General features: G+C 56.7%; 18 protein-coding genes and 5 pseudogenes. 18 read left to right on the forward strand and 5 right to left on the reverse strand.

Annotation, left to right across the window (positions count from 1 at the left end; translation table 11 throughout):
- Positions 1-75: 75 nt before the first annotated feature.
- Together K6N12_RS27225 and K6N12_RS34330 are read right to left on the reverse strand one after the other, a co-directional pair.
- The gene (locus K6N12_RS27225; protein WP_004675992.1) at positions 76-1,176 is read right to left on the reverse strand and encodes a cysteine protease StiP domain-containing protein; all 1,101 of its coding nucleotides are present in this window, start codon (positions 1,174-1,176) and stop codon (positions 76-78) included.
- A gap of 114 nt (positions 1,177-1,290) precedes the next feature.
- Entirely contained in the window at positions 1,291-2,424 is a 1,134-nt protein-coding gene (locus K6N12_RS34330) for a phosphoribosyltransferase domain-containing protein (protein WP_011053330.1), read from the reverse strand.
- Between the two features lie 1,253 nt (positions 2,425-3,677).
- Between K6N12_RS34330 and K6N12_RS27235 the strand changes: the two are divergent.
- The 7 genes and pseudogenes from K6N12_RS27235 (at position 3,678) to K6N12_RS27260 (ending at position 12,653) form a co-directional block, all read left to right on the forward strand.
- Positions 3,678-4,832 (forward strand): annotated as a pseudogene (locus K6N12_RS27235) (IS256 family transposase).
- A gap of 767 nt (positions 4,833-5,599) precedes the next feature.
- A complete protein-coding gene (locus tag K6N12_RS27240; protein WP_004668600.1) occupies positions 5,600-7,111 on the forward strand; it encodes a tyrosinase family protein in 1,512 nt (503 codons plus the stop codon).
- 31 nt (positions 7,112-7,142) lie between these two features.
- Positions 7,143-7,598: a hypothetical protein gene (locus K6N12_RS27245; RefSeq protein WP_004668602.1), complete on the forward strand. Its 456-nt coding sequence runs from the start codon at positions 7,143-7,145 to the stop codon at positions 7,596-7,598.
- Positions 7,599-8,070: 472 nt separating this feature from the next.
- Entirely contained in the window at positions 8,071-9,600 is a 1,530-nt protein-coding gene (locus K6N12_RS27250; protein ID WP_004668604.1) for a zinc-binding metallopeptidase family protein, read from the forward strand.
- Between the two features lie 65 nt (positions 9,601-9,665).
- A pseudogene (locus K6N12_RS27255) lies at positions 9,666-9,859 on the forward strand (IS21 family transposase); the annotation flags it as partial.
- A gap of 402 nt (positions 9,860-10,261) precedes the next feature.
- The gene (locus K6N12_RS34680; RefSeq protein ID WP_004668605.1) at positions 10,262-10,915 is read left to right on the forward strand and encodes a DUF3141 domain-containing protein; all 654 of its coding nucleotides are present in this window, start codon (positions 10,262-10,264) and stop codon (positions 10,913-10,915) included.
- A 37-nt stretch (positions 10,916-10,952) separates the two neighbouring features.
- Positions 10,953-12,653 (forward strand): annotated as a pseudogene (locus K6N12_RS27260) (DUF3141 domain-containing protein).
- Between the two features lie 223 nt (positions 12,654-12,876).
- On the opposite strand, the pseudogene K6N12_RS34850 reads toward K6N12_RS27260, so the two are convergent.
- Both K6N12_RS34850 and K6N12_RS27265 read right to left on the reverse strand, forming a co-directional pair.
- Positions 12,877-13,202, reverse strand: a pseudogene (locus K6N12_RS34850) (HipA domain-containing protein); the annotation flags it as partial.
- A gap of 160 nt (positions 13,203-13,362) precedes the next feature.
- Positions 13,363-13,698 (reverse strand): helix-turn-helix domain-containing protein, encoded by a 336-nt coding sequence (locus tag K6N12_RS27265; protein WP_026188835.1) that lies wholly within the window; start codon positions 13,696-13,698, stop codon positions 13,363-13,365.
- A gap of 596 nt (positions 13,699-14,294) precedes the next feature.
- Here K6N12_RS27265 and K6N12_RS27270 point away from each other — a divergent pair.
- The 11 genes from K6N12_RS27270 (at position 14,295) to K6N12_RS27320 (ending at position 24,854) form a co-directional block, all read left to right on the forward strand.
- A complete protein-coding gene (locus K6N12_RS27270; RefSeq protein ID WP_004668612.1) occupies positions 14,295-14,975 on the forward strand; it encodes a GntR family transcriptional regulator in 681 nt (226 codons plus the stop codon).
- Positions 14,976-15,289: 314 nt separating this feature from the next.
- Positions 15,290-16,174 carry an NAD(P)-dependent oxidoreductase gene (locus K6N12_RS27275; RefSeq protein WP_004668614.1) on the forward strand — a complete coding sequence of 295 codons (885 nt, stop codon included), beginning with the start codon at positions 15,290-15,292 and terminating at the stop codon, positions 16,172-16,174.
- Positions 16,175-16,251: 77 nt separating this feature from the next.
- Positions 16,252-16,680, forward strand: coding sequence for a carboxymuconolactone decarboxylase family protein (locus K6N12_RS27280; protein WP_004668619.1), 429 nt, complete (start codon positions 16,252-16,254; stop codon positions 16,678-16,680).
- A 77-nt stretch (positions 16,681-16,757) separates the two neighbouring features.
- Positions 16,758-17,141: a hypothetical protein gene (locus K6N12_RS27285; protein WP_004668622.1), complete on the forward strand. Its 384-nt coding sequence runs from the start codon at positions 16,758-16,760 to the stop codon at positions 17,139-17,141.
- Positions 17,138-18,034 carry an alpha/beta fold hydrolase gene (locus K6N12_RS27290; protein WP_004668623.1) on the forward strand — a complete coding sequence of 299 codons (897 nt, stop codon included), beginning with the start codon at positions 17,138-17,140 and terminating at the stop codon, positions 18,032-18,034. The genes K6N12_RS27285 and K6N12_RS27290 overlap by 4 nt, the downstream gene beginning before the upstream one ends.
- A gap of 25 nt (positions 18,035-18,059) precedes the next feature.
- Positions 18,060-19,226: an ABC transporter substrate-binding protein gene (locus K6N12_RS27295; protein ID WP_004668626.1), complete on the forward strand. Its 1,167-nt coding sequence runs from the start codon at positions 18,060-18,062 to the stop codon at positions 19,224-19,226.
- 91 nt (positions 19,227-19,317) lie between these two features.
- Positions 19,318-20,871, forward strand: coding sequence for a sugar ABC transporter ATP-binding protein (locus tag K6N12_RS27300; RefSeq protein WP_004668627.1), 1,554 nt, complete (start codon positions 19,318-19,320; stop codon positions 20,869-20,871).
- Entirely contained in the window at positions 20,868-21,842 is a 975-nt protein-coding gene (locus K6N12_RS27305; protein WP_008534336.1) for an ABC transporter permease, read from the forward strand. The genes K6N12_RS27300 and K6N12_RS27305 overlap by 4 nt, the downstream gene beginning before the upstream one ends.
- A gap of 11 nt (positions 21,843-21,853) precedes the next feature.
- On the forward strand, positions 21,854-22,873 hold the full coding sequence (locus K6N12_RS27310; protein ID WP_004668632.1) for an ABC transporter permease: 1,020 nt from the start codon (positions 21,854-21,856) through the stop codon (positions 22,871-22,873).
- A 23-nt stretch (positions 22,874-22,896) separates the two neighbouring features.
- Positions 22,897-24,384, forward strand: coding sequence for an NAD-dependent succinate-semialdehyde dehydrogenase (locus K6N12_RS27315; protein WP_004668634.1), 1,488 nt, complete (start codon positions 22,897-22,899; stop codon positions 24,382-24,384).
- A gap of 284 nt (positions 24,385-24,668) precedes the next feature.
- Entirely contained in the window at positions 24,669-24,854 is a 186-nt protein-coding gene (locus K6N12_RS27320; protein ID WP_004668636.1) for a hypothetical protein, read from the forward strand.
- Positions 24,855-24,922: 68 nt separating this feature from the next.
- Here the strand turns inward: K6N12_RS27320 and K6N12_RS34855 are convergent.
- A pseudogene (locus K6N12_RS34855) lies at positions 24,923-25,413 on the reverse strand (reverse transcriptase domain-containing protein); the annotation flags it as partial.
- Positions 25,414-25,893 lie beyond the last annotated feature (480 nt).

Here is a 25,893-nt window from a genome sequence, read left to right on the forward strand (position 1 = left end):
TTTACGATACGGAATTTGTCACATCTCAGTTTCCTTGACCTGCGCGCCGAGCTCGTAAGTAGACATACGTGGAGATTAGGAGACGTGCCGGATCAGCGTGACGGCGCGGTAGGGGGCGATCTTTCTAGGGGAGACGACATACGGGACGCCTTTGTTGTCGATCAGGTACATGAGGGCCGCGAGTTCTGGATCGGTTGGCGACGAGACGTACACCTTTTCCGGCACACGTCGCAGGATGGCCCTGGTCGCCTCCGCAATGCCCGGCTTTACTCGGTTGATGTTCGTTACGGCGTCCTCCCCCATCACCCAGGCGACGGCAGCGGCGGCGGCATCGCGATGCGCCCGGCGGGTCTCGATACTCCAGACGCTCGGGATTTCGGTTGCAATCACAGTGGAGACATCATTCCACATACCATCCACGAATGATCGGGAAATATCGTGTTCCGCGAGATTATCCCACTGGACGCAGGCGTGGAAGTCACCGGGACCGACGAGGGCAGCGTTGAGGATCGAGCGGCTGATAAGCCCGGATACGGTGCATCCTAGCATTCCGGAGGGAATAAGCCAGTCGTCGCCCGATGCGGCGAGCCATGCGCAGCCGCAGGGGTCGGCCAATACAACTAGCCGCGCAGGCCGGTCTGAGTAGTCCTTGAAGCTCTTTTCGAGTTGGTTCGCAATTGCTCCTTTGCCCGTCCAGCTATCTACGAAGACGATGCTCTCGACAGGACGCCTGGCAAGAATGTGGCGCATAGCCTCGTCGTCAACGCCCTTGTCGCGAATGATCGACAACCCGTAGTGTCCGACGTCCCGGCCGAGTAAGGCGATGGCCCTCTTGAGAAGGATGCCGAAGGGCACGCCGGCGCGGACCAAACTGACAAGGGTAATAGGACCCTCGACCGACTGCACGATCGCGAGGGCGAGGCGTGCCGTCTCGGCGCCCATGCGCGGGCCACCAGTGGCCATGGCCTTAGCAAACAGCTCCATGTATTCGCGGGTCGGGGCCATCTCGGCGGAAATCATTTCCGAGTAATGCCGCCGCCCGGATTGGATGGCCTCTTCCCTCGTGGCCGTGTCAGTAGGCTGAATATCCACTCTCTTGAGAAGGAGCGTCACGTCGTATTCGGCGTAGGAGCCTAGTGTGGCAGGGGAGGCGATGCTGTCATAGGTATCCCCCATGGGAGTGATGTCCTTAGATAACGCGACAGCAGTGTTGTGTCGCCGTGGACTGGCGGAAATGTCCGATCGAGTGAGCCGATTTCGAAGCGGCAGACCGCATGGCCTAAGGCGGCTTCATTCACCTTCTACGTCTGAAAGGACAATGGGATCGCCCAGTGCGGACATCAGGCTGGCACAGACATTTTCCGGGCCTGTCTCCGAGCAGAGTATAATTTTCGAGTACAGCGCTGGATCGACGTTGTAGAGGTAATGTGGAACTGTTCCGCCGTAGTTGTCGGAGAACGAAAGTACTGAACCGATCGCGTGGCCTTTCGACAGGGGAGAACGCGTCACGGATGAATAGAAAACCTCAGCGCCCTCCTTTTCCAAGCGCTCCGCAAGCAGGAAGGGCTGCCACACGTGTTCGCCCGTTCCGAGTACGAGGGTAATCCCGTCATCGGCAGCGTTTGCATTGAGACCCTGCAAGTGATCGACGACGCCGAGACGCGCCCAGTCTCGAGCGACGTCGGGACAGACCTCGGGCCGCTTAGGACGGTCACAGGAAGGGACCTGCGGAGTAGCTGCCGTGAAATCCCCACGCGGAGTCCAACTGTACCGTCCGGAAACGATAGTAGCCTCACTGACTGTTCCCGTGATCTCCGCGCGGGCAGCGCCTTCTGACCAGTCGGTAAGCGTAAGTAGGACTGTGTGCTTCAGCTTCAAACGAATTTTTGCGGGAAGGGCAGCGAAGATGTTGGCAAATGTCTTACCTGTCGAAGCCTCATCGTCAACGAGTACCAAGCCGGTCGCACCATGAACCAAGTCGCGGAGCCTTGCCTCGCATGGTTCGTGCAGGAGGTGCCGCGGGGCATGGCTATGCTCTTCCTCAAATTCGCACAGCAGCGGCAGTTTAAGATCATGGCGAGTGGAGCAGATATATATTGCATCGCCGCGACCAGTGAGTTCGCGGAACCGCCGATGGACACCCGCACCAAGGCCAATGCCCGCTTCGGCTATTCCGATGAACAAAACCGGACCAGGAATATCGGCAGGAATCTGACGTGCAAGGAGGTCGAATGCATTTCCCATGACCGAAGGGCGGATCGGCAGGAATCGACCAAGAACCTTGGAAACAAACAGAAACGAGCGGTTCGGGTTGATTCGCTGCCCGAAGCCGAACATCTCGATGGGGGGTACAAGGCTTCGATCCACGTGAACCGAGATAGTGCCGTCGGCGAGTTGCGCAGAGTATGTTGAAGGATTCACCATTGCCAGCTTTCGAAAGTACGGACGTTTACCGTGGAAAAAATCCGTGCCATATGTTTCCGTGACGCCGCACGCTCATTGGCGTCTCGTTGACGAGCAGGGTAGCACTTACCTCTCGAGGCTCAGAGTGCATCCGCGCCACGATATCGCAGGAGAATTCGCCGGCCCTTGGCGCGAAGGCCAGCACGGCGCGAGCGCCTCCCTGGTTTCAGCTTCGTTGGGGCTAAATCCCGATCTGAGGCCTTCCTGCCCCGTCGATGCGGCTCGTGACCCATCTCCGACAAAGCGACTGGGGCGATAGAAATAGAGTTTACGTCAGTTCATCCTCGCTCTCTGCGGTGAATCAGTAGCATGAAGTGAAGCAAGGGACGTGCCACTCGGACATGCAGCACGAATGCGAGCTGAATAGGCACCAGAACTCGAATATTGCATTCCAGGTCTCACGCGGCAGATGTCCAGATTGCCGGGAAATTTCGTATTGCATCCATAACGGCTTTGGGCGACGGATTGCGGGACCTGCCATGGCAAGCGCGTGCGGTCGCGAAACCTCAGATGGCGGCGAAGCGCTGCAGTTAAGAGAGATGCTGGAGCGTATATTCGCCTAAACGCTGCTGACGTGGCGGTTGGGCCTTTGAACGGTGGACGAGATCAGCCGGGAAAAAAGGCGTAGCTTCATTGAAATCGGCAGGGTGTACCCCGCCCACTACCGGGGATCAGAGCAGGCCAGCCTTGGCCCCAACCTGCGATGATAGCAGGTGCCTGGGGCACCTCCAGCACGTCGAGGGTTCTGCATCTTCGTGTCAGCCAATAGCCGACAGTTCGCACCACGTTTGTATTCGCTTTGTCTGCTTTACGACAGACTTAAGTCTTGATGCCTGCACTCAGCCGTCGTTGTTCAGTCCCGGCATTTTCATGGAGCGGATCGAGGGTGAAACGTTCAGGCTGCGAAGTCTATGTCTTGCAGACGAACTCGTAGTGTGAGGCCCTTGAGGGTCTTGAGCCTGCGTGACCTGCCACTGAACTTTCATCCAGCGGCGATTAGAGCCTCGGCGGTTTTGATACGCCAAGTGGCGCGGTGTGAGCAACCGGCAACGCGGATCGTGTCCCAGCACCTGGTGTAGCTGACGGTAGGGAGTAAAGCCGAGCGCCCGCGCGCTTCTCGTTGCGCTGTAGCGGGTGATCGGCTTTGCGGGCGGCCATCAGTGTTTTCCGCTAGGGTCGGGTTGTTCAAGACCAACCTGACGGAAAGATCACCGATGACCAATGACATGATGAACGTGCGTTCGCTTGTTGAGAAGAGTGCCGATGCAGATTTGTTGCGTGAGATGATCGGTCTTGCTGCCGAGCGGCTGATGGAGTTGGAGGTCGGCTCGGCCACGGGTGCTGACTTCGGTGTGAAGAACCCGATGCGGCTCACTCAACGCAATGGCTACCGTGACCGCGATTGGGAGACGCGGGCTGGCACCGTCGAGCTTCGCATTCCGAAGCTGCGCAAGGGCAGCTACTTTCCGAGCTTCCTTGAACCGCGCCGCATGGCAGAGAAAGCTCTGACGGCCGTTATCCAGGAAGCGTATATCCAGGGAATCTCGACTCGTTCTGTCGACGACCTGTGGTGGACGCGACCTATCTCAAGGTCCGGCGTGGCGGCCGCATCGTCTCAGTCGCCGTCATTATCGCGGTCGGCGTCAATAACGACGGTCGGCGCGAGGTCCTGGGTATGGAAGTTGGCACCTCGGAGGCCGAACCGATCTGGACGGAATTCCTGCGCAGGCTGACACGTCGAGGATTACGTGGTGTGAACCTTGTTGTCTCTGATGCACATGAGGGCATCAAGGCTGCCGTTTCCAAGGTTCTCAATGCCACTTGGCAAAGGTGCCGGGTTCACTTCATGAGGAACGTGCTCGCGCATGCTGGAAAGAGCGGCAGGCGGGTCGTATCCGCCTTCATCGCGACGGCCTTTGCCCAGGAGACCCCGGAGGCAGCAAGCCGCACAATGGCGCAGTGTCGCCGATCAAATCAGGCCGAAAGTGCCGAAGCTTGCCACCATCATGGACGACGCTGAAGAGGACGTGCTCGCCTACATGACCTTCCCGAAAGAGCACCGGGCAAAGCTGCACTCGACGAATCCAATTGAGCGTCTCAACGGCGAAATCAAGCGACGCACCGAGGTCGTCGGCATCTTTCCGAACGACGAAGCCATCGTCCGTCTCGTCGGTGCATTGCTGCTCGAACAGAATGATGAATGGGCCGTTCAACGCGCCAGGTATATGACGCTTGAGACCATGGCCCAAATGAGCGATGATCCCCAAATCGGCCTGCCCCGCTGTGATGTCGGGTCAGGAAACGAGCGGGACAGCAGGCTAATACACTGCCCGAATTGCCCCGTGTGGACGGCAAGCGTCAAGCCTTGATGCCAAATTCAAACGGATATGAGTGGGGCTTCGCAGCTGCGGCGAGGTCTCGATAGGGTCCGACAGTAAGCCCGAATGAGTGGGCACAATGGGACTGAAAGTGGGATCACTTGGTGAGCCCGTTGTTCCCGCGCGGAGATCCCGCCGCTATTCTCGCAAATGTCGGACAGCCGCCGCCCTTTGTCGCATTTGTCGAGATCACGACAATCGGTTTGTCCCGCTCTGCTCTACGCACCCGTCAAGCCACGGAGTGGTGCCTGCTTCGCAGTTTTGAATTTGAGAGCGAGCGGGCTACGGCTCCGTCATTGCTGGGGGTCCGATAGCGAAAGCCTGTTCGAGATGCGTGCTTCTCTATCGTCGCACAGGGCGTTTTCAGCATCTTGGGCCCTCTCACCGGTCTGAACAACTGTTTCAGCTTGATCATTTGAGGTTTTCGCAACCGAACGTGCTTGCCGTGGCTGGTCGGCAAGCCGTCGCTCGAACGATCATGGAATGCGATACTAAGTTTTCCGGAATCTGGATTCCAACTGGAATGCAGGAAGACGATCGGTAGTAGCGTTTTTAGCTCGCATTTTACGCTGCATTTTCGAGTGGCACGTCGCTTGCTTCATTTCTCGTGCCGCCGATTCACCGAAACTCAGAAAGAGCCAACGCAAGCTCTATGGTGGTGCGAATTGCCCACTGCTCCCGCGCCCAGACGGCGCGGAACCGTCCTAAAAGCGGCATTAATCTTGGCGAAGGACAATTCAAATCCAAGGGAGAGTAAGATGAGCATCACACGCAGACATGTCATCGTTCAGGGTGGCGTCATTGCAGCAGGCCTGCTCGCCAGCGGCCTACCGGGGACAAAAGCCTTCGCGCAGATACCGTCAATCCCTTGGCGGCGCTCACTGCAGGGCTTGGCCTGGAACGACCCGATCATCGAGACCTATCGCGACGCAGTGCGCCTTCTCAACGCCCTTCCCGCCAGCGACAAATTCAACTGGGTCAACCTCTCGAAAATTCACGGCAGCGGTGACGTCGTCAAATACTGCCCGCATGGCAACTGGTATTTCCTGCCGTGGCACAGGGCCTATACGGCTATGTACGAGCGCATCGTTCGGCACGTGACCAAGAACAACGATTTCGCTATGCCGTTCTGGGACTGGACCGACAATCCGTACCTGCCCGAAGTGTTCACAATGCAAAAGACGCCCGACGGCAAGGACAATCCACTTTATGTTTCGTCGCGCACCTGGCCAATCACGCAGCCGATGCCGGACAATATAGTTGGGCCACAGGTTCTCAACACCATCCTAACGGCGAAGCCATACGAGGTCTTCGGCACCACCCGCCCCCAGGGACAGAACTCACTCGATCCTTCCTGGGTCACCACCAGCAGCGGCACGCAGGGGACGCTGGAATACACACCGCACAATCAGGTGCACAACAATATCGGTGGCTGGATGCCGGAAATGTCGTCGCCCCGCGATCCGATCTTCTTCATGCATCATTGCAACATCGACCGCATCTGGGCGACGTGGAATTTGCGCAACGCCAACAGCACGGATCGGCTCTGGGCCGACATGCCGTTCACCGACAATTTTTACGATGTCGACGGCAACTTCTGGTCCCCGAAGGTCTCTGACCTTTATGTTCCAGAGGAACTCGGATACAATTATGGTTTCCGGACCTACTTCAAGGTCGCGGCGGCGAGCGCCAAAACGCTGGCCCTGAACGATAAACTCACGTCCGTGATCGCGGCGACGGCGACCGATGCTGCAGTCGCCGGCGTGACGACCACCTCCACGGACAACAGCAAGGCGGCAACGGAAAACGTGCCGCTTTCGCTGCCGATCAAGATCCCGGCGGGCGCATTGCAGGAGATCGTCCGCCAACCGCCTCTGCCATCCGGCATGGATACAATGGATTTCGGCGCGGCACAGGAGCAGGCGGCCTCCGCTCCTCGTGTGCTGGCATTCCTGCGCGATGTCGAGATCACCAGTGCCAGCACGACCAGCGTTCGGGTGTTTCTCGGCAAGAACGACCTTAAGGCCGATACGCCCGTCACCGATCCCCATTACGTCGGTTCTTTCGCCGTTCTCGGTCATGACGGCGACCATCATCGCAAACCATCCTTCGTCCTCGATCTGACGGACGCGATCCAGCGGGTTTACGGCGGAAGGGGGCAGACGGATGGCGAGGCCATCGACCTGCAGCTCATTCCTGTCGGATCGGGAGCGGGCAAACCCGGCGCCGTAGAGCCCGCAAAGCTAGAAATAGCCATAGTGTCCGCCTAACATCCGGACTGGCTGGGTTGTGGAGACATCGATGCGCTATCATCGTTGGGTGCTTATCGCTATTCGTGCGGCGGCATTATCGATGCTGCGCATCGTCAGCCCGGTTCAAGCTAACGAGAGCGACATGCGGGCAACGACCAGTAAGCCCGCGACGATAACCATATCGAGCAGAGCAGTCCACTCATCGGCTGATACCAGTGCGCGGGTCGTCCTTACTGTCACTGGTTATGAACCGTCGACTTCAGGACCAGTGACGACGGTCGTTTCGCTTGACTGCGGCAGTAACGTTCGCGAAATTGGTAGGTTTGGTATTTTTCCGAACAAGGCGTTTTCGGTATTGGACGGGGCAAAGCCTCAACGATTTGGGTTTCCCTTGCCCGATGACCCGTCTTGCCGTCAGCCACAGACCGTCATTATCCGGCTGGAGCCTCAAACAGGCGGCGGTTCGGGCGCCAGCATCACTATCAGCGACGCAAGCATCGAATAGATTGGCAGTCGGGGCTGATTTGCCGCTAGCTCCAGAACCTTGGCGGCAATGAAAGTCCGCCGGATAAAATAGAGGGTTTTGATAGGTTGTTGTGACAAAGGTCCAACGCGCAGCGCCTATCGTGGTCAACAGTTTACAGTCTTGCCGCTGCATTCGGCGACTGATGGTCGTCTGCAAGCAGGCAAAGGTTTTTGGCCGACCCGAGACTAGGCTCAAGATAAAGTCGCTCTTAAAGGCATTGAACCAACGACGCGTTCCTAGATCAGTAAAGTGACTCTTCAACCACTTCAGATGCTTGCGCGGAGTCTGTCCGAAAGCTGCATTGACTTCGCACGCGGTCCAAAACCGATTCAGACTGCGCGTTCAATTCAAAACTGAAGATTAGACGTGTGCTTTTAATGGCACTGGATTTGCAAGGACACGGGCGGCGTGCGGCCATAGGTATCGTGATAGAGAGGCGCGGAGGTTAGTCTTGAAACGAAGAGATTTTTCGACTGTTGGGCTCACTGCTCTTCTCGCCGGGATCGTATTCCCGGCTTTTCCCAGCACCGGATTCAGTGAGCAGCGAAAGCCGTCCATCCCCGCACTCCCTGATCAGCGGAAACTTTGGAGTTGGATCAAAAGGCTCAACAGTTTCGGCCCCCGATTGACCGGCAGCCCGGCGCAAGCACGGGCAATCGATTATCTTGCTGGTGAGTTGAGAGGGATGGGCCTTGAGGTGAAGCGCGATCAACTCACGATGCGCCGGTGGATGCCACGAACCACCGCGTTCAAACTGTCAAATGGTGAAGTAATTGAGGTAGCGGCGCCGTTCCCGTATTCCGGGCTTACACCTCCCGGCGGTATCTCGGGTAAGATGGTTCTTTTCAACGGTCGGGTTCAGGCGTTTGAGAAAGCCCGCGGCAAAATTGCGGTGGTGACGGTAAAGCGTCGGGATCTGGCGGCATTCCTCGAACTGGTGACCAATCGACGCGGCAGCCTGCCGGAAGGCATAGACTTTCCCAAAGCCGTAACCACGCCGCTTATCACCGGTTTGCTTGGCGTACCGATCGACAAGGCGCGTGAAGCAGGGGTTTTAGCCGTCGTTTGCATTTTCGAAGGCGTCTCGGAAGTGCAGTTGAAGGGGCAGGTGCTGCCATTCACCACACCGTATTGGGGCTTACCTGCAATATGGGTGGCGCAATCTGAAGGAGAGCGGATCAAAGCCGCGATCAAGCACGGTTTGAGCGGTCGCCTGACCTTGGATGGCACGTTGGAAGACGTTGCGACCGATACGATTTATGCGGTTTTGCCGGGCTGCAACCTGCTTGAGACAATCATCATCAACACCCACACCGATGGACCTAATGCGTGCGAAGAGAACGGCGGTGCTGGGGTACTCGCTCTGGCGCATTATTTCTCCTCGCTACCGAAATCTGCCCGCAACCGAAGCCTCGTCTTCGTACTCGTCACGGGTCATTTCCAGCTTGCCCAGTTCGGCCGCCACGGGAATCAGGCGACGGCGACCTGGCTCGAAATGCATCCAGAATTGTGGGACGGCAAACCCGGCCATGCTAAAGCCGTTGCAGGAGCTACGATTGAGCATCTTGGATGTACCGAGTGGCGAGATGACTTTGCAAAAGGGCACCCCGCGCCCACCGGGAAGCCGGAACTCGATTTGATCTATACCAGTAATAAGTCGATGAGTGGCGTGTACATCGCTGCCGCACGCGGGCGCAAAAAGGTACGCGCGCTGATAGTCGCCCCAGCGGCGGCGCAGGTGATGTTGGGCGAAGGACAGCCATTATACGCATCAGGAATTCCGACGATATCAAGCTGTCCGATACCGGACTATCTTTGCCAGGTCTTGCCGGGCGGAGGCTTGGACCGGCTCGACCCTGATTACGCCTTTCAGCAAGTCGAAACCTTTGCCCGCACGGTCGACTTGCTCGACAGGATGCCGCGTGGTGAGATCGGAATCGTTCCGTTTAACCTGTCCACTGTTATCGGTGATCTGCTGTAAACCTGACCAACACTAACGCCAGCGAAAATGGCGGTGTCACGCGATCGGCACTTTAACTGGCGCCGAGGATCATCTGGCAGTTCACGATAGTGCCGGGTCATAGCCGTCCCATCTGGGCACGCTTCGTCATGCATGAGATGACCGGCCTGCGTTTCCACATCGCGGCCTTCGAGGCTCTCGGCGGCGCTCCGCGGGAGTGCTTTGCGACCGGATGAAGACTGCCGTCATCGGTGAGCGTCAGACAGAAGGCATCGTCTATAAACCATGCCACCACCAGCCTTAGCCCCAACCAAAGCCACGCGGACGGCCGCTGAAACATCCTAGTTGGTGGGATCCCACACCGCAGGCGAATCCATCACCTCCTGTCCTCCGATAGTCTCCAACGAGCTGGGAGAAACTGCTGATCCAGGCTGAATGAAGACTTTGTGTGGCATTCCCTGGCGACGAGCTTGCTGCCCCTCTCCCGGCGTAGCTGGCTGACCCAGTGCTTGGCATAGACATTGCAGGGGATGAATGCGGCGGTAACTCGTTGGGGTCGGAAGTCGTCAAACTGCTTTCCTAGGCGTCGGCATTGCCTACCGAGCACCTCGCCAGACGGAAGCACGATCGATCTGGCACGTATGTATGCGTACGGGATCATAACCATAGAGGAGTTGAAACGATGGCGGATATTCTTACATCTCTAAACCCGCTCCGGTGGATTGAAGCGCCATCCACGGAACTGGAGAGCCAAGTGACCCAAAGTCTATTCCCGATGTTCCAACGCTTGGCGGAAGCGGGCGCTGAAACCGCTAAAATTCTGCAGGTTGCCTTATTGCGCCGCGTGCAAGTCATGTGCGACAGCCACTCTACCCGCCAGGGAAAGCTCTTTACTGAGGCCGAACGTCTTGCCGAGAGTCTACGCGAGGTGCACGGCAATGGGAATTTGGGCTACGCTTGGGCGGAATACCTGCGCGACGCTAGTGAGCGCGCCATATTGTGCATGGATCTTCTCCGACAGCGCGGCGACATCTTCCTCGAACATGAAGCGGCAGGCTGTCCGCCGGTTTTCTTCTGCGACTACGAGACAGTTATGGATGGAAACGATCTGCCCTTGAAATCCAATTACGTGTTACTTCGAATGATCCCGCCCCAAGGTGTTAACGTCGATGACACGAAGCGCCCCTTCATAATCATTTGCCCGCGCGCCGGACATAGTCCCGGCGTCGGTGGCCACAAAGAAGACAGCCAGGTCGGCGTAGCGTTCCGGGAAGGTCACCCGGTTTATTTGGTGTCCTTCCGCCGAGAGCCAGAGGGGGGGGCAGTATCTCTCTAATGTCACGTATGCGGAAGCGGCCTTTGTTCGTGAGGTCATGCGCCTGCATCCGCTTGCCCGCCTTCCAGTCGTAGTCGGCAACTGCCAAGCTGGCTGGGCTACCCTTCTGATGGTTGCGACAAATCTCGACTTAGCTGGCCCGATCATCCTCAACGGATCGCCGGTGACACCTACCTCGGGAAATATCGGTGAAAATACCCTCCGCTACATGGCGGGCCTCTTCGGGGGAGCTTGGATAACCATGTTTTTGTCAGATCTGGGCGGAGGCATCTTCGACGGCGCCCATCTCGTACAGAATTTCTAAACGCTCAATCCCGAGCGCCAGTTATTCATGAAGTATGTCGAACTGTTCCGAGATGTGGATGCGGCGAGCGAAGCCTTCCTTAAGGCTGAGAAGTGGTGGGGCGGCTTCTGCCTGATGCGGGGAGACGAGATCCGCTGGATAGTTGAGCACCTCTTTGTTGGTAATCGACTGGCGCACAACAAGGCGTATGGGGAGCCGGACCGGCGGCATTTCGACCTTAAGAAGATCAGGGCGCCTATTATCATATTTGCCAGTCATGGCGACAATGTAACGCCGCCGCAGCAGGCGCTGAATTGGATCCCCGAAATCTATGACAACGAGGAGGAAATCCGCCTTCTCGGCCAGCACATTATTTATATGGTACACAACGACGTCGGTCACCTCGGTACATTCGTTTCCTCGAGAGTAATCAACAAAGAATACAATGAGGTTGCAAGCACGCTCGAGGCAATTGAGGCGTTGTTGCCTGGCCTTTACGAGATGCGCATCACGGACATTCAAGAAGATGCTGGACACAAGAGCTATAGTGTTGAACTGATCGAGCGCACCTTCGAGAATATCCGTGAGTTTAACGATGGCCATGACGATGGAGGTCCCTTCGCTGCCGTCGCCCGCGTCTCTGAACTGCAAGCGCAGATCTATCACACAGTTGCCCGCCCCTTTGTGCAGGCCGCGGTCACAGACATCTCAGCAGACGCCAGCCGAATGTTCCATCCAAAGCGGCTGGAGCGATCGCTGCTGTCTTCTCAGAATCCGATCATGGTTGGCTATAAGTCAATTTCAGAGCAGGTACGGAACTCCCGGGCGAACGCAGCAGCGGAAAATCCTTTCCTGGCTGCGGAAGCGCTCTATTTCAAGGCTGTCGAACAGGCGATCGTGGTCATGCGCGACTGGCGCGACATGGGTTATGAGCTCGCGTTTCACATGATCTGGAACAACCCTTGGCAGCGATATTTTGACAATCCCCACGAAGCATACCGCAAAGGGACGACACTTGACGATATGAGATGGCAGCCGGACATCGCCAATGCGCTCAGGAGGATCGCGATCGGCGGACTCGCCGATGCCATCATCCGTATGGTCGTACTCCTGGTGAGCGATCGTGGCGGGATCCGACGCGACCGCCTGGCGCGCTGGTCACGGGTGCTGACCGAGGACGAGCCCTTCCGCTCACTAAGCGCTGATCATTTGGCCGAAATCACTCGCGTGCAGACGGCTATCGTCACCTTTGAGCCGGAGCAAGCAATGGAGACGCTGCCGCTGTTGCTAACGGAACCGAGGCAACGGCAACTCGCTTATGCAGCCGCTTGCTATATCCCGGGCTCCAGGGCGGAGATGTCATCGAGTACTGTTGCCATGCTACAGCGCTTCGCGGACGTGCTTGGCCAGCCATCGATCGTCGATGTGATTGAGGATCCGCTGGCAGTGACATAGTTTGTTCGTAGAGTAGCGTCTCGATCTCACCGAATCACATAATTATTGGTTTTCGCTCGTTGGTCACGGAGGCGCTTGAAACAATTCCATCGCAAATTCAGCCAGGACCGCAGATCGGAAAATTGCCATTGGACATCCGTCCTTTACAACGCAACGATGCCGTAATCCGGTTCAGTGATCGGGCCGGCAGAGGGCGGATTGAAACTGTGGAGGAAGGCTCTCGTCATAGGGCTGGCGCTCGCTGCAAATCATCGTGATCGAACGCACTGGCCATACGGTTGATCTCGGCTGACCGCGCACCGACCGCCTTGGCGGTCTCGCGCCACCTTGCGGTGTCGCGACTTCCTTAATGATCGCGCGAGCCTCGGCGAGCGTTAGGGCGTAGAGCCCTGCAGCTTCTTCCAGCAGGTCAAGGGAGCAGGTGCCTTCATCAAGATCAATGTTTGTCGTCAGCGCGCGCGCCTTGACATCCGTAGGCACTGGATTGAGGTCATAGGCAGGGGACAACGACCAGCTGGCTTTATTGAGCCACAGAAAGCCGTGATTTTTCTCCCCAGCTCAGAGCTAGAGCGGGCTGCAGCGAGAAGCGGCCGGGGTCCTCGAGCCAGGCACGATCATACTCAAACACGATTGTTTCGGCACCACGGGCGCGATTGCTCCGGGCCAGATGGGACGTGTGCGGCCGTGAAGGTCGAGATGAACTTCGAAATCAGCCATCGCGTGACGATCCCGGTGATCGCCTTGGGTGAGCGTGCTTGGGCAACTCTGCATTGGCCAGAGACTGGCCGACGCTGTCGTTACGGATGTCGGCGACTTGGCTCAGCCCATCTAGCAGGCCGAGTGCCTGGAGGACGCCTGCATAGATGCCGATGCTGACATTGGTGTCGCCGGCCTCGATCTTTTGAAGCGTTGAGCGTGAGGTGAAGGCACGTTCGGCTACTACCGCCATAGGCAGGCGGCGACGTCGACGTGCGTCGTGGATGTCTGCGCCCAGTTTGCGCAGCGCGCGCCGCACAGCGGCCGGAGCGTTGTGAGGTGTCGGAATTTGTCACCTTCGCACTACAGATTGCACTAGATATGTAGCACGAAGGTTACAATTTTTCAAGAGAGATGGTCAGAGAGAAAAGTGGTTAGAATGGGAATCGCGGGAGCGATAGCGCAAGTACGAGCCAGGCTGGCAGGCGAAGAAAGATGGCGGATCTTGAGGTGCTCAAGATCGATGCCGCCTCCGGACTGGAAGCGCGATCGGAACCACTATCGTCTGCTGATGCGGCTTTTGCCGATTGCCAAGCTGCACCCGGCCCTTAGTCGAACGGGTGCTCCTGGAAGATGCGGTGGTGTCGGTGACCGTGGACACCTCGTCGATCAGGGTCGCAACCGTGGCTGGTTTTGAGAAATCGGCGGGCGGACATTGTCGGCCATCAGGACACCAATTGAACTAGGCCATTTGGACTAGAATTTCCACTTATGGCGCGCCAACCGATCGGTTCCTCATGGATCGGGAAGCCGACCTCTACACAGCGGGCTCAATCCTCTAGAATAGTTGCTAATGACCGCTCATCAGACAATCTGATTGAAAGTTCCCCGCGAAGCAGCCATATATTTAGCTCAAATTCATTAGTGCTACGTAGGACATTGATCATGGTAGATGTGGAGCTGCAGGTCGCTCGGCAAAATGCCTCTCTTCGAGTGCAAGTCGAAGAAAGGCTCAGACAGGCTATTGCGACGGGCAAGTTCAAGCCGGGGCAAAGGCTCGTCGAGCGCGAGCTTTGCGAAATGATCGGCGTGGGTCGCACGTCCGTCCGTGAAGCGCTTCGGCAGCTTGAGGCAGAGGGATTGATCACAAGCTTCCCCCACAAGGGTCCAGTTGTCAGTATCATAACCTATGAGGAGGCCGCTCAGCTCTACACCGTCCGCGCGCTGCTCGAGGGGTTTGCTGGTCAGCAGTTCGCCGAAAATGGAACGGCGGAAGATATTGCCACTTTGCAAGATGCCGTTAGAGAATTCGAAGCGTCGGCGGAAAGCGGCGTGGGACACAGGCTCATCGCTGCCAAAAACGCCTTCTATGACTGCTTGATGGATGGCAGCAAAAACGTCTTCGTCAGGCAAATGCTAACATCGCTGCACAACCGGATCAATCTTCTGCGCATGACTTCGATGACACAACCGGGGCGCCTCAAACATAGCATTGCAGAAATCAAAGAGATTGCCGAAGCGATCCAAAATCGCAACGGACCCAGGGCTGCGGCCGCTTGTAAGCACCACATTGATATGGCTGCGAAAGTCGCACTCGAGTACCTGCGCAACAACACCTCAGGCTGATGCCATAAGATTTTCTGAAAATTGACAGATTGTCTGATGCTGGAGGTGGCCGGGTGTAATTAAATCCTTCAGGGCACGGTGCTTTTGACAACGCAACAACCTCTCTGGTGTCCATCGGACGATAAGATGGGTGCTGCTTGCACGGTCATTTTAAGTGAGGTGATTGAAGAAGCGACGGCAAAATTGGCGTCGTAGCGAGGGAGGGCCGGCCCAAGCATGAATTTTCCGATTGACAGATTGTCTGATAGGTCGTTAACTACTCCTCACTAACGGAGGTAGCTGATTGTGCTTGCCTCACATTCGGGAGCGGGACGTTGTCACCACGAAAAAATCTGCGCGTCGCCTTTATTGGTCTCGGCGCAATGGGCGGGCCGATGGCACAACATCTGTTGTCGGCTCAATTCGAAGTCACTGGCTTTGATCTATCGGCCGAGGCTAGGGAAAGGTTCGCGGCCGTCGGCGGCGTTCCGGCAGAGACGGTAGCGGAAGCATTCAATGGGGCCGATGTTGCGGTTACCATGCTTCCCAACGGCAAGGTTGTTCAAGACGCGCTCTTCAAGGATGGGGCCTGGCAATCCCTGAGTGCTGACGCGCTTGTCATCGACATGAGCTCATCGGCGCCCAATGATACTCGTGAGCTCGCAGAACGCTTGCATCAGAAGGGCTTGCGGCTGGTCGATGCTCCCGTGTCAGGCGGAGTGAAGCGAGCCGTCGAAGGCTCTCTTACTATCATGGCAGGCGGTGCTTCTGACGATATCGATCAAGCTGATCCCATCCTGTGCGCCATGGGCGGCCAGATTTTTAGGACAGGCCCGATCGGCTCAGGGCACGCCATGAAAGCCATCAACAATTTCGTATCGGGAGCCGGGGTTCTGGCAGCTATCGAAGGCGTTCTTCTTGGCCGAACGTTTGGTCTCGATCCTAGAACGATCGTCGATATTCTCAACTCGTCGTCTGGCAAGAACAACGCAACAGAAGTGAAGATGAAGCAGTTCATCCTCTCGGAGACTTTTGGCTCTGGTTTTGCTTTGGGGCTTATGGCGAAAGACATTAGGATTGCAGCGGACTTGTCGAAGGCGCTCAATCTCCAGCTGCCGACATTGGCCGGTACCGCTGATGCCTGGGATGCTGCTCGGCATGCTTTAGGCCCCGATGTCGACCATACGAAAATTGCGCAGTTCGTGAAAGATCAGGCCTGACCGCGAAAAACTACGCCAAACTGACAGTTGAAAATTGTCTGATAATCTGTCAAATATGATGAAGGGAGCGAAACCCAATGGCCACTTTGGACAGGAAAGATAAGGGGTCTAAGGCCGGCGAGCGAACAGCTCCATCGGAGCAGTTCAAGCGCGGACTTGCTACTCGTCGGCAGGTGATGGGGGACGCTTACGTTGATGCGGCCCTCGGAAAGGCGACCGACTTCACCTGGCCGATGCAGGAACTCGTCACCGAGTATTGTTGGGACAATATCTGGAACCGACCTGGCCTCGACCGTCGCGCTCGATCGATCCTCAACCTTGGAATGATAGCGGTTTTAAACCGACCGCACGAGCTCAGAGGCCACATCCGCGGCGCCATCAACAACGGTGTTACGAAACAGGAGATCCAGGAGATCTTCCTTCAGGTGGCTATCTACGTTGGTGTGCCAGCAGGCATCGACAGTTTCAGGCATGCCCAGGAAGTATTCACCGAAATGGGCATTTGAGAATGTGCTGTCCCGTGAGGGGGCATGTACAACATGCGCGGAGTTCTCAGCGCTTATCAACAAGGGAGGAGCCTAAAATGGCGATAGATCTCAAGAAATTCATAGAATTCGTGCGGGAGGATTTCGAGTTCAAGCGCGAAACTCGTTATCTTAACGGTATATTAAAATGCGATTTCCCTACCCGCAGTGTAGCGCTTCATTTCGAGGACGGTACGTTGCTAAAGGTGGAAGAGGCCGAATACGACGACGACAAGTGCACTATCGTCATACGCGGGACCGGTTCACAGTGGGAGGCGCTGCTTCAGCACAAACCCTTGCCGTTTTATCAGTGCTTGCAGTCATCAAACATCAAGCATGGCCTCTACCTTAGCAGTAACAACGAAACCTTCGCGTATCTGCCTGCTCTCAACCGCATGACCACCCTGATGCGCAATGCCCGTTCTGAAGGAGCAGCAGCATGACCAAGTTTGACCCCATTATCGGCCGTTATCTCTATCTCACCGTAGAAGGTATCGAGTACCGCGTCTATTACGAAGAAGCGGGCCAGGGGATTCCGCTTCTCGTCGGTCATACGGCAGGGTCCGACGGTCGCCAATACCGTCATATGCTTTGCGATTCCGACGTGACGAAAAATTTTCGCGTCATCGCGTTCGATCTGCCGTATCACGGCAAGTCCCTTCCCCCCTACGGCGTTCGCTGGTGGGAGAAGGAATACAACATGACCAAGAAGTTCATGATGGACTTCCAGCTCGAACTCTCAAAAGCGCTCGACCTAGACCGCCCCGTTTATTTGGGCAGCTCCATGGGCGGCCATCTCGCGATCGACCTGGCATCGAACTATCCGGACAACTTCCGCGCCACGATCTCGGTCGAAGGTGCGTTGCGCTCGGCGGCGGAGTACGTCGACGTCGGTATGGCTGGCATCCGCAGGGAGTTCGACAATCCAAACGTCAATCGCACCTCCATCGGTGCGGCGATGATGCTGAATATCTCACCGTACTCGCCAGAAGCGAATGTCCGTGAAATCCAGTGGGAATACAGCTGCGGTGGACCGGGAATCTTCGCGGGTGATCTTTATTACTACTACTACGACCACGATGTGTCGCCAGAAGAAGCCAGCAAAATCGATACGTCGAAATGTATGCTATACTTCCTCACGGGCGAATACGATCCAAACACGTCCCCGGCCGATACCAAGATTGCTGCAGACCTGGTCAAAGGCTCCAAGTTTTGGACAATGGAAAAGCTCGGACATTTTCCCGTTACTGAGGACTATAGCGAGTTCCGGAAGTATCTGTTGCCGATTCTTGAGGAGATCCAACAGTCATCAGCAGCCCGGTCTAAGGTTGCCTGATCCTTTTCTCGGGAGGAGAACTTCAATGAGGTGCATTCTGAATGTCACACTTGGGGCGCTGATCTCGGTTAGCGCCCTGGCGACAACCGCTTACGCGGATGGTGTCGATCAGCTACCGGCTACAGAAAAGAAGATCTATGAAACTGTAGATCCGCAGATTCCATTGGGGGCGAGCGCCTACAAAGACTTCAAGCCCAAAAAGGGTCCTCCGTGGAAGATCGGCTATGCAAGCAGCTACGCTGGCAACACCTGGCGAGCCGCAGCTCTCGATGCGGTCATGAGCGATCTTTTACCGCGATCAAAGGCTGCGGGCCTGGTGTCTGATGTCGTGGTCACCCAGTCGGATCTTAAAGACGCCGTTCAGATCCAGCAGATGCGTCAAATGGTGGACGAAGGCGTCGATGCAATCATCATCTGCTGCTCGAACGTCACGGCTCTTAATCAGACGATCGAATATGCCTACAAAGCCGGTGTGCCGGTGTTCTCATTTTCGGGCTACGTGACGTCGCCATACGCCATCAATGGCGCGGCCAATCACGCGCAGGGCGGTGCCGAGATGGCGACGTGGCTGGCGGAAAAAATAGGAAAGAAGGGCAATATCCTTCTCGTTTCTGGTATTCCCGGTTTCGCTTCTTCGGACAGCTTTGACAAAGCGGCTAAGGAAGCACTTGCTAAGTACCCCGACATAAAGATCGTCGGTGAAGTTGCAGGGAAGTGGACCGACCAGGTGGCCCAGGTCGAAGTTCAGAAGTTTCTTGCGACGAACCCGACGAAGATTGATGGGATCCTCACGCAGGGGGCCCAAGAGAACGGCGTTCTCAACGCAATGCTGCAGTCAGGTCGAGACATGATCCCGATTACTCTCGGGGGGGAAGCTTCCGCCGCGTGCTACTGGCGCAAGAACCCCGAGTTTGTGGACAGGAGTTTCCATATTTGGCCGCCGCGTCGCGAGATGCAACAGATGTGGGAGATCATGCTCCGCACATTGGAGGGACAAGGCCCTAAGGTTCAGTCCTTCCTTCGACCCGTCTTGCCTTACACCATCGATGAAGTCCGCGCGGCAATACCAGAAGATTGCGACTTGAACTCGACAGACTTCGTGGAGCCCAAGGCGGACGGGTGGTTTCCTGCTGCGATTGCTGCAGACTACTTCGAACGCCCGGCTAATCCCTGGAAGCCTGTGTCGAAGTGAAACTGTTCTGCCCGGTGGGTCTTGCCACCGGACAGAAGTTTCTCTTGTGGGAGGACCGCCTCGCGCGGCCGTTGGGATTAGAGGATCTCCGATGCAAAACCAAACTACGATCAAGTTGATCAATGTTGCCAAGTCTTTCGGCGAGACTAAGGCCTTAAAGAAGTGTGATTTTGAAGCCCGGGCCGGAGAAGTGCACGCCATCGTCGGAGAGAATGGAAGTGGCAAAAGCACGATGGCGAAGATCATGTCTGGAGTGTTGCACCCAGATTCCGGGAGCGTTTCGGTCCTTGGAGAAGAGATTTCGACTCCGACTGACGCCAAGCGCATCGGGCTGACAACGATCTTCCAGGAAGTGCTGGTGGCCGACGAGGCCAGTGTATTGGAAAACCTGTATGTCGGGCGCGACGGCATCTTCCGCTCGCAGGGCGGCAGTGGTCGGCGTACCGAGGCTGAGGAGATCCTGAAACGCCTCGTCGGCAAGCCCGTGGATCTCGATCAGAACGTTGGGGCATTGCCTCTGAGCGTCAAGCAATGGATAGTTATTGCGCGAGCGGTCTTGCGCAGGCCGAAGGTCCTCATCCTCGATGAATCGTCTGCGGCATTAGACCTCGATTCCACGATCCGCCTCCACGAGGAAATTGATCGTCTCCGTAGGGAAGGTGCGACCGTGCTGATCGTAACGCATCGGATCGCTGAACTTGTCCGCATCGCCGATCGAGCCACGATCCTTCGCGACGGCGTCACCATTGGTACGCTCGAGAAGCATGAAATAACTGAAGAGAACCTGCTTTCAATGATGACGCCCGCGGACCGAAACGCAAGCGACGCGAAGGCGTACGAATCAAAGCAAGTAGGCGCCGCCGCGCCGGCCGTGGTAGCGGTAAGAGACCTCGTTACTCACAGCGCGGCAGCGCCCTTCGATTTCGATCTACCGAAAGGAGCGATCATCGGTGTTGCAGGACTCGACGGGCAGGGGCAGGACGCTTTCGTACGCGCCGTTGCGGGTATCATCCAGCCTTTTGGTGGTAATGTCCAAGTCTGGTCATCCAGCACCGAGAGAATGAAAAAGGTCGCATCGCTCGAAGACGCTACCAAAGCAGGAATCTCGTATATTTCCGGCGACCGCAAGCGTGAAGGTATCTTCCCTCAGCAGAGCATCTTCGAAAATCTTGCCATCGGCGTCTATCGAAAGAACCTCGGTCCTCTTGGTATAATCAATAAGGCCGGCCTCAAACCCATGTTCAAACGCGAGGTGGATCGGCTCCGGATTAAGATTGGAAGTCCGGCGAACAAGATCACCTCACTGTCGGGCGGAAATCAGCAAAAAGTTTTGATCGGCCGTGCCTTTGCAAACGAACCGTCCGTCATCGTCCTTAACGATCCCGCTCGCGGTGTCGACCTCGGAACGAAGCGCGATCTCTACCGCGAACTGCGCCTGTTCACGGAGAAGGGTGGCAGCGTGATTTATCTATCAAGCGAAATCGAAGAGTTCATCGGCTTTGCGGACCGCGTCGACGTCTTCTTTGCTGGAAGGCTTTTCCGGTCGCTAGCAGGCGAGGACATAGCGGAAGAGCCAATCTTGGCCGCAATGTTTGGAAAATCGCCAAACGCCTCCATCGAGTTCGATCTGGAAAGGACTGCATGATGTCTGGAATCGCATTCCGTCAAATCACCCAGGACCGTTCCCTCTTCGTGCCGGCCGGCCTATTCATTGTCCTTTTGGTCGCCGTTGCCCTACGCGGACACGGGCTATTCACGAACAACGGCCTCGCAGGTGCAATCCTTGTCGCCACGCCCTTGATTCTAACGGCGCTTGCCCTCACCCCCATTGTCATGGCGGGTCGTGGAGCAGTGGACCTTTCAGTTGGCCCCTTGATGGGGTTCATCAACGTTACCCTTATTACCTGGCTTGTGGGTAACGGAATTACCAACCCTATCGCAGTGATAGTATGGGCAGTCGGCCTGGGAGCGGCATTCCAGCTACTCCAGGCGCTGGTTATCATTTATGTGCGTGTCGCTCCGATAATCGTTACGCTGTCGGGTTTTCTTGTCCTCTCCGGGTTGAACCTGATGGTGATGTCCCGACCGGGTGGAGTCGCGCCCGACTGGATGCTTAGCTGGGGGGCGGGGACCGACATCATGTCACCTGTTTTGCTGTTGCTGGTTGCAGCGTATGCATTATGGCTCCTTCTCAGGGGGACTATGTTTTACCGCAACCTTCGCATGACGGGTGCGGATGAGCGCATGGCGTATACGAGCGGCGTTCGAGTGGACGCAGTCCGCATCATCGCCCACGTTGTTGGTGGAGCATTCGCTGGACTTGCCGCCCTCAGCTACACGGCGCTGATCTCCTCTGGTGATCCGACGCAGGGCAGCACCTACACCCTTCAGGCTGTTACGGCCCTGGTTCTCGGAGGTGCGAGCCTCTCCGGTGGTCGTGGTGGAGCACTTGGATCTACGCTTGGCGCGATCAACATGTTCCTCATCTCCTATCTCCTCTCCACCTTCAACTTCGGCACGGTTTCGGGGTTCGTTACCCAGATGGCATTCGGCTTAATCCTCGTCGGATCACTTCTCGTGAACGTCTTTGTCATCAGTCGCCGCGCGGTTGTGTAAGGAGCAAGATAATGGTCGCGACAGTTATGAATTCCGAAATCAAATCGGCTCAGAAGTCTAACCCGCTCAAGGCTCATCGGAGCATCGTCATTGGCTTTGTTCTTCTGGCCTCTCTCTTAGCACTCGGTGCATTGCTGGTCCCCGGCTTCGTATCATCCCAAAACGCGCGTTCAATCCTTCTTCTCGCAGCGTTTCTGGGGCTTGCCTCCATTGGCCAGACCCTGTGCGCTCTGGTCGGTGCGCTCGATCTTTCGATACCATATATTATTGGAGGCGCGAACATCCTCCTTCCCAGCCTTATGGTCGCAGGTATTCCCGCTCCCCTCGCGATGCTGGTTGTCATGCTCCTCGGTGCGCTTGTCGGGGCCGCCAATGGCGCCCTGAGCTTCCGTCTCCAAGGGCAAGCGCTGATCATGTCGCTCGGAGTTGGCTTCGCGGCCGTCGGTGCGGTCCAGATCTACACCTCACTCGGCTCGGCGTTTGGTGGTACAGTGTTTGCTCCGGTACCCGAATGGCTGAGGAACATTTCGGCGTTCAACGGAAAGTTTTTCGGCCTGTCGCTGCCTCCGGTCATCGTGATCTGGGCTATCGTCGCCATCGCGCTTGGATGGTTCATGTACAACACCTGGTTTGGCCGCAGCATTTACGCCGTCGGCGGAAGCCGGACGGCGGCCGCCCGCCTCGGAATCTCCGAATTCAAGGTCTGGACCGTCATCCATAGCGTCAGCGGTGCCATGTCTGCAATCACGGGCATGCTGCTACTAGGGTTTTCCGGTGGTGGCTTCGTCGGCGTGGGCGACCCTTATCTTTTCACCACCGTAGCAGCGGTGGTGATTGGAGGGACGTCGCTTCTTGGTGGGGCGGGCGGCTATGGCGCGACAGTGCTCGGTGTTCTTGTCCTGACTGTACTGACCTCGCTTCTAGTTGGCCTCGGACTGAACTTTCCGGCGCAGCAGGCTGTCGTCGGTCTGCTCATCGTTCCGATGGTCGCGATATACGCACGGTCACCACACATTCGAAATCAGATATGATCAATGCATAGAAAGGAAGATCCATGGCAATCTCCAGCACCCTGCTAGGCCGTTTGAAGGACCAGACTCTCGTTCGCGAGCAGATGCTGGTTGGAGGAAAGTGGTCGAGCGAAGGGGTAAACGGCACACGCATCAACGTGCTAAACCCCTCCACGATGGACGTCCTTGCCTCTTTGCCTAGCGCTGGCCTTGCTGAAGTGCGAGCCTCTATCGATGCTGCAAAGGCTGCACAGAAGAAGTGGGCTAGGGTTTCGGCGAAGGAACGCTCGCTGATCATGCGGAAGTTCTACGAAGAGGTGGTAGCTAACGCTGAAGACCTGGCCGTAATTCTGACATCGGAAATGGGCAAGCCACTGGCGGAAGCGCGTGGCGAGATTGCTTACGGCGCTTCCTACATCGAATGGTTCGGTGAGGAAGCCAAGCGTGTCTATGGTGACACCATTCCAGGTCACCAGGCCGACAAGCGACTGCTTGTCATCAAGCAGCCGGTTGGCGTTGTGGCCGCCATCGCTCCTTGGAACTTTCCGTCGGCGATGGTGTGCCGCAAGATCGCGCCGGCGCTCGCGTCCGGCTGCGCGATCGTATTCAAGCCTGCTGCCGAGACTCCGTTATCGGCGCTTGCATTGGCGATCCTCGCGGAGCGTGCCGGAATACCCGATGGCTTGTTCAGCGTCCTCCCGACGGATAATGCAAGAATGTTTGGCGAGGAGGTCTGCTCCAACCCGGTCGTCAAGAAACTGACCTTCACCGGTTCGACCGAAGTTGGCCGTATCTTGATGGCGCAAGGCGCCCAGAAGATCATGAAGCTGAGCCTGGAACTCGGCGGCAATGCGCCGTTTATCGTTTTCGACGATGCAGATCTCGACCAGGCGGTCGAGGGGGCTATGCTTTCTAAGTTTCGTAACGCGGGTCAAACCTGCGTGTGCGCGAACCGTATTTACGTACAGAGCGGGATCCATGACAGGTTCGTCGAGAAGCTGGCAATGCGCGTGAGTGCCTTGCAGGTTCTTGACGGGTTTGAGAGCGGGGCGACGATCGGCCCGTTGATCAACGATGAAGCGGTAGCAAAGCTCTATGGTCATATCGATGACGCTGTGACCAAGGGTGCGACTGTCGTGGTTGGTGGTGACCGCGATGCTCGCGGAGGCACGTTCGTCCAACCAACGCTTCTCTCGGGTGCCACAAAGGATATGAAGGTTGCGCGTGAGGAAACCTTCGCGCCTCTGGCTCCGGTGTTCAAGTTCGATACTGTCGAGGAAGTCATCGAACTCGCGAACGATACGGAATTCGGCTTGGCAGCCTACTTTTTCGCCAACGACCTCAGGAACGTTTGGAAGGTCACAGAGGCGCTGGAATACGGCATGGTTGGCGTGAACACGGGTCTGATTTCCACCGAATTAGCGCCATTCGGCGGCGTCAAGCAATCCGGCTTCGGCCGAGAGGGCTCAAAGTACGGAATGGATGACTTCTTATCCATGAAATACGTCTGCATGGGCGGGATCGGCGCATAGCGATCGCCCAAGGGTCGCTCGCCGACTGAACTTAAAGGGGGAGAGGTCTGTTGAATAGAGGCAGGACAGCAACATCCTCTCCGCCGGTTGCGAGGTCTCAAAAGGCTGGACTTTTCTAGAGGTTTCGCGGGAGCTGTCCTACGGATCTTCCCTTCCGACCCCTTCTGGGGCCGGCCTTGCAGACGAGATTTCTGCCTGTCTTTTCGATTGTCGATCCTTCCGCCAATGCCCTACAAGGTAAGTCTTTCCCAGATAGCTTGTAGCCTTCGAAGAGGTAACACGACATGAACGAGCTGTTGCACCGTGGCGTTGTCGTTTCAACGTATCGGAGTCCTGAGCAGGAGCATGATCACCACCCGATCGATGCACGCGTTCGTCCTGAAATCGATCAGGCCGACGATGCTGCACGTGCCAGCGTGGAGGGTCAAGCGAAAGCCATTCGCGTCAACCAGCGACGCGTCAAGGTGTAGTTGTCGGCGGCCGCACCCTCAGTGTCGGTTTGACGTAGCCGCCGATCTTCGCCGGCGCCAGGCCTTTATGGTAGATCCGGATGCGTCCGGGTCATCCAGACGTCAAACGCGTAATGCAGGAAGAGATTCGATAGGATCGGGCTGACCACGCCCCCTTGCGGGGTACCACGCATCCGCTCAATGACTTCTCCGTTCTTTTCCATAGGCGCGGTCAACCATCTTTCGATGTAGAGCAGAGCCCAGTTGCATTTAACGTCTTTTCTGACCGTCTTCAGCAAGAGATCATGCGGAAGATTGTCGAACAGCTTTGATGTCGGATTCCGGATCAATCATCTGCTTGACCACCATCTGCGCGATCCGATCACTGACCGCCGATTCCAGATCTTGTAGAGATTTCTCGCAAGGTCTTTGTCAAACATCTCCAGGGTCTCACCGTCCACCCGGCTGCACCACGGTTGGCTTTGACCGCTTTGTAAGCTTCGTACACTTGCCGCTTCTCAATCCGAAACGGCTTGTCTGTCGTACCTATCGAAGTCCTGTTTCCAGTTGTTCCAAACAATACGACCACCTGATCCGATCCCTTTGCTCCGGCCCCATTACAGGGCCCTCAACGCTCATACGGATCGGTCCGCCCCAGTCTCCTGCATCGGTACTCTCGCCTTACGGTTTCTCCGCTTGGGCTTCTCCCTTGGCATCAGGAGCCTGGTTCCTGCAGTTCCGGGTGAAAGCCTGTGTCCAACTCACGCCCCCTCTACGCCGGTCGCCGCCCGCCCAATCATCAGGCACCCGGCGGACTTGTCCCAGGATGACGAAACAGTCCTGGTTTCGACGACGCTTATATTCATAACGGCGCGTCTTCGGAGGGTTCACTTTCGTTCGTCTTCGGACACGCACCTGCTCGGATCTCGTCCGAACTTTTCATCCGGCGCTCACCACCACGGCTCTTTACCGCAGCAGCTCGGACTGGTTTGAGACCCGCTCCTGAAAGCCGATCCCGGAGGGCCATCCTCCATCATTCACGCAGCTTCACGTTACGGGG

Origin of the sequence: Rhizobium redzepovicii (genome assembly GCF_019793435.1) — a bacterium.
GTDB classification, from domain to species: Bacteria; Pseudomonadota; Alphaproteobacteria; order Rhizobiales; family Rhizobiaceae; genus Rhizobium; species Rhizobium redzepovicii.

Excerpts from the sequence above, each read along its gene's own strand:
- K6N12_RS27280 (WP_004668619.1), top strand. The coding sequence starts at position 16,252 with ATGGCCACTTTGGACAGGAAAGATAAGGGGTCTAAGGCCGGCGAGCGA.
- K6N12_RS27270 (WP_004668612.1), top strand. The coding sequence starts at position 14,295 with ATGGTAGATGTGGAGCTGCAGGTCGCTCGGCAAAATGCCTCTCTTCGA.
- K6N12_RS27300 (WP_004668627.1), top strand. The coding sequence starts at position 19,318 with ATGCAAAACCAAACTACGATCAAGTTGATCAATGTTGCCAAGTCTTTC.
- K6N12_RS27290 (WP_004668623.1), top strand. The coding sequence starts at position 17,138 with ATGACCAAGTTTGACCCCATTATCGGCCGTTATCTCTATCTCACCGTA.
- K6N12_RS27295 (WP_004668626.1), top strand. The coding sequence starts at position 18,060 with ATGAGGTGCATTCTGAATGTCACACTTGGGGCGCTGATCTCGGTTAGC.
- K6N12_RS27225 (WP_004675992.1), bottom strand. The coding sequence starts at position 1,176 with ATGGGGGATACCTATGACAGCATCGCCTCCCCTGCCACACTAGGCTCC.
- K6N12_RS27305 (WP_008534336.1), top strand. The coding sequence starts at position 20,868 with ATGATGTCTGGAATCGCATTCCGTCAAATCACCCAGGACCGTTCCCTC.
- K6N12_RS27320 (WP_004668636.1), top strand. The coding sequence starts at position 24,669 with ATGAACGAGCTGTTGCACCGTGGCGTTGTCGTTTCAACGTATCGGAGT.
- K6N12_RS27285 (WP_004668622.1), top strand. The coding sequence starts at position 16,758 with ATGGCGATAGATCTCAAGAAATTCATAGAATTCGTGCGGGAGGATTTC.
- K6N12_RS27240 (WP_004668600.1), top strand. The coding sequence starts at position 5,600 with ATGAGCATCACACGCAGACATGTCATCGTTCAGGGTGGCGTCATTGCA.
- K6N12_RS34330 (WP_011053330.1), bottom strand. The coding sequence starts at position 2,424 with ATGGTGAATCCTTCAACATACTCTGCGCAACTCGCCGACGGCACTATC.
- K6N12_RS27310 (WP_004668632.1), top strand. The coding sequence starts at position 21,854 with ATGGTCGCGACAGTTATGAATTCCGAAATCAAATCGGCTCAGAAGTCT.
- K6N12_RS27245 (WP_004668602.1), top strand. The coding sequence starts at position 7,143 with ATGCGCTATCATCGTTGGGTGCTTATCGCTATTCGTGCGGCGGCATTA.
- K6N12_RS34680 (WP_004668605.1), top strand. The coding sequence starts at position 10,262 with ATGGCGGATATTCTTACATCTCTAAACCCGCTCCGGTGGATTGAAGCG.
- K6N12_RS27315 (WP_004668634.1), top strand. The coding sequence starts at position 22,897 with ATGGCAATCTCCAGCACCCTGCTAGGCCGTTTGAAGGACCAGACTCTC.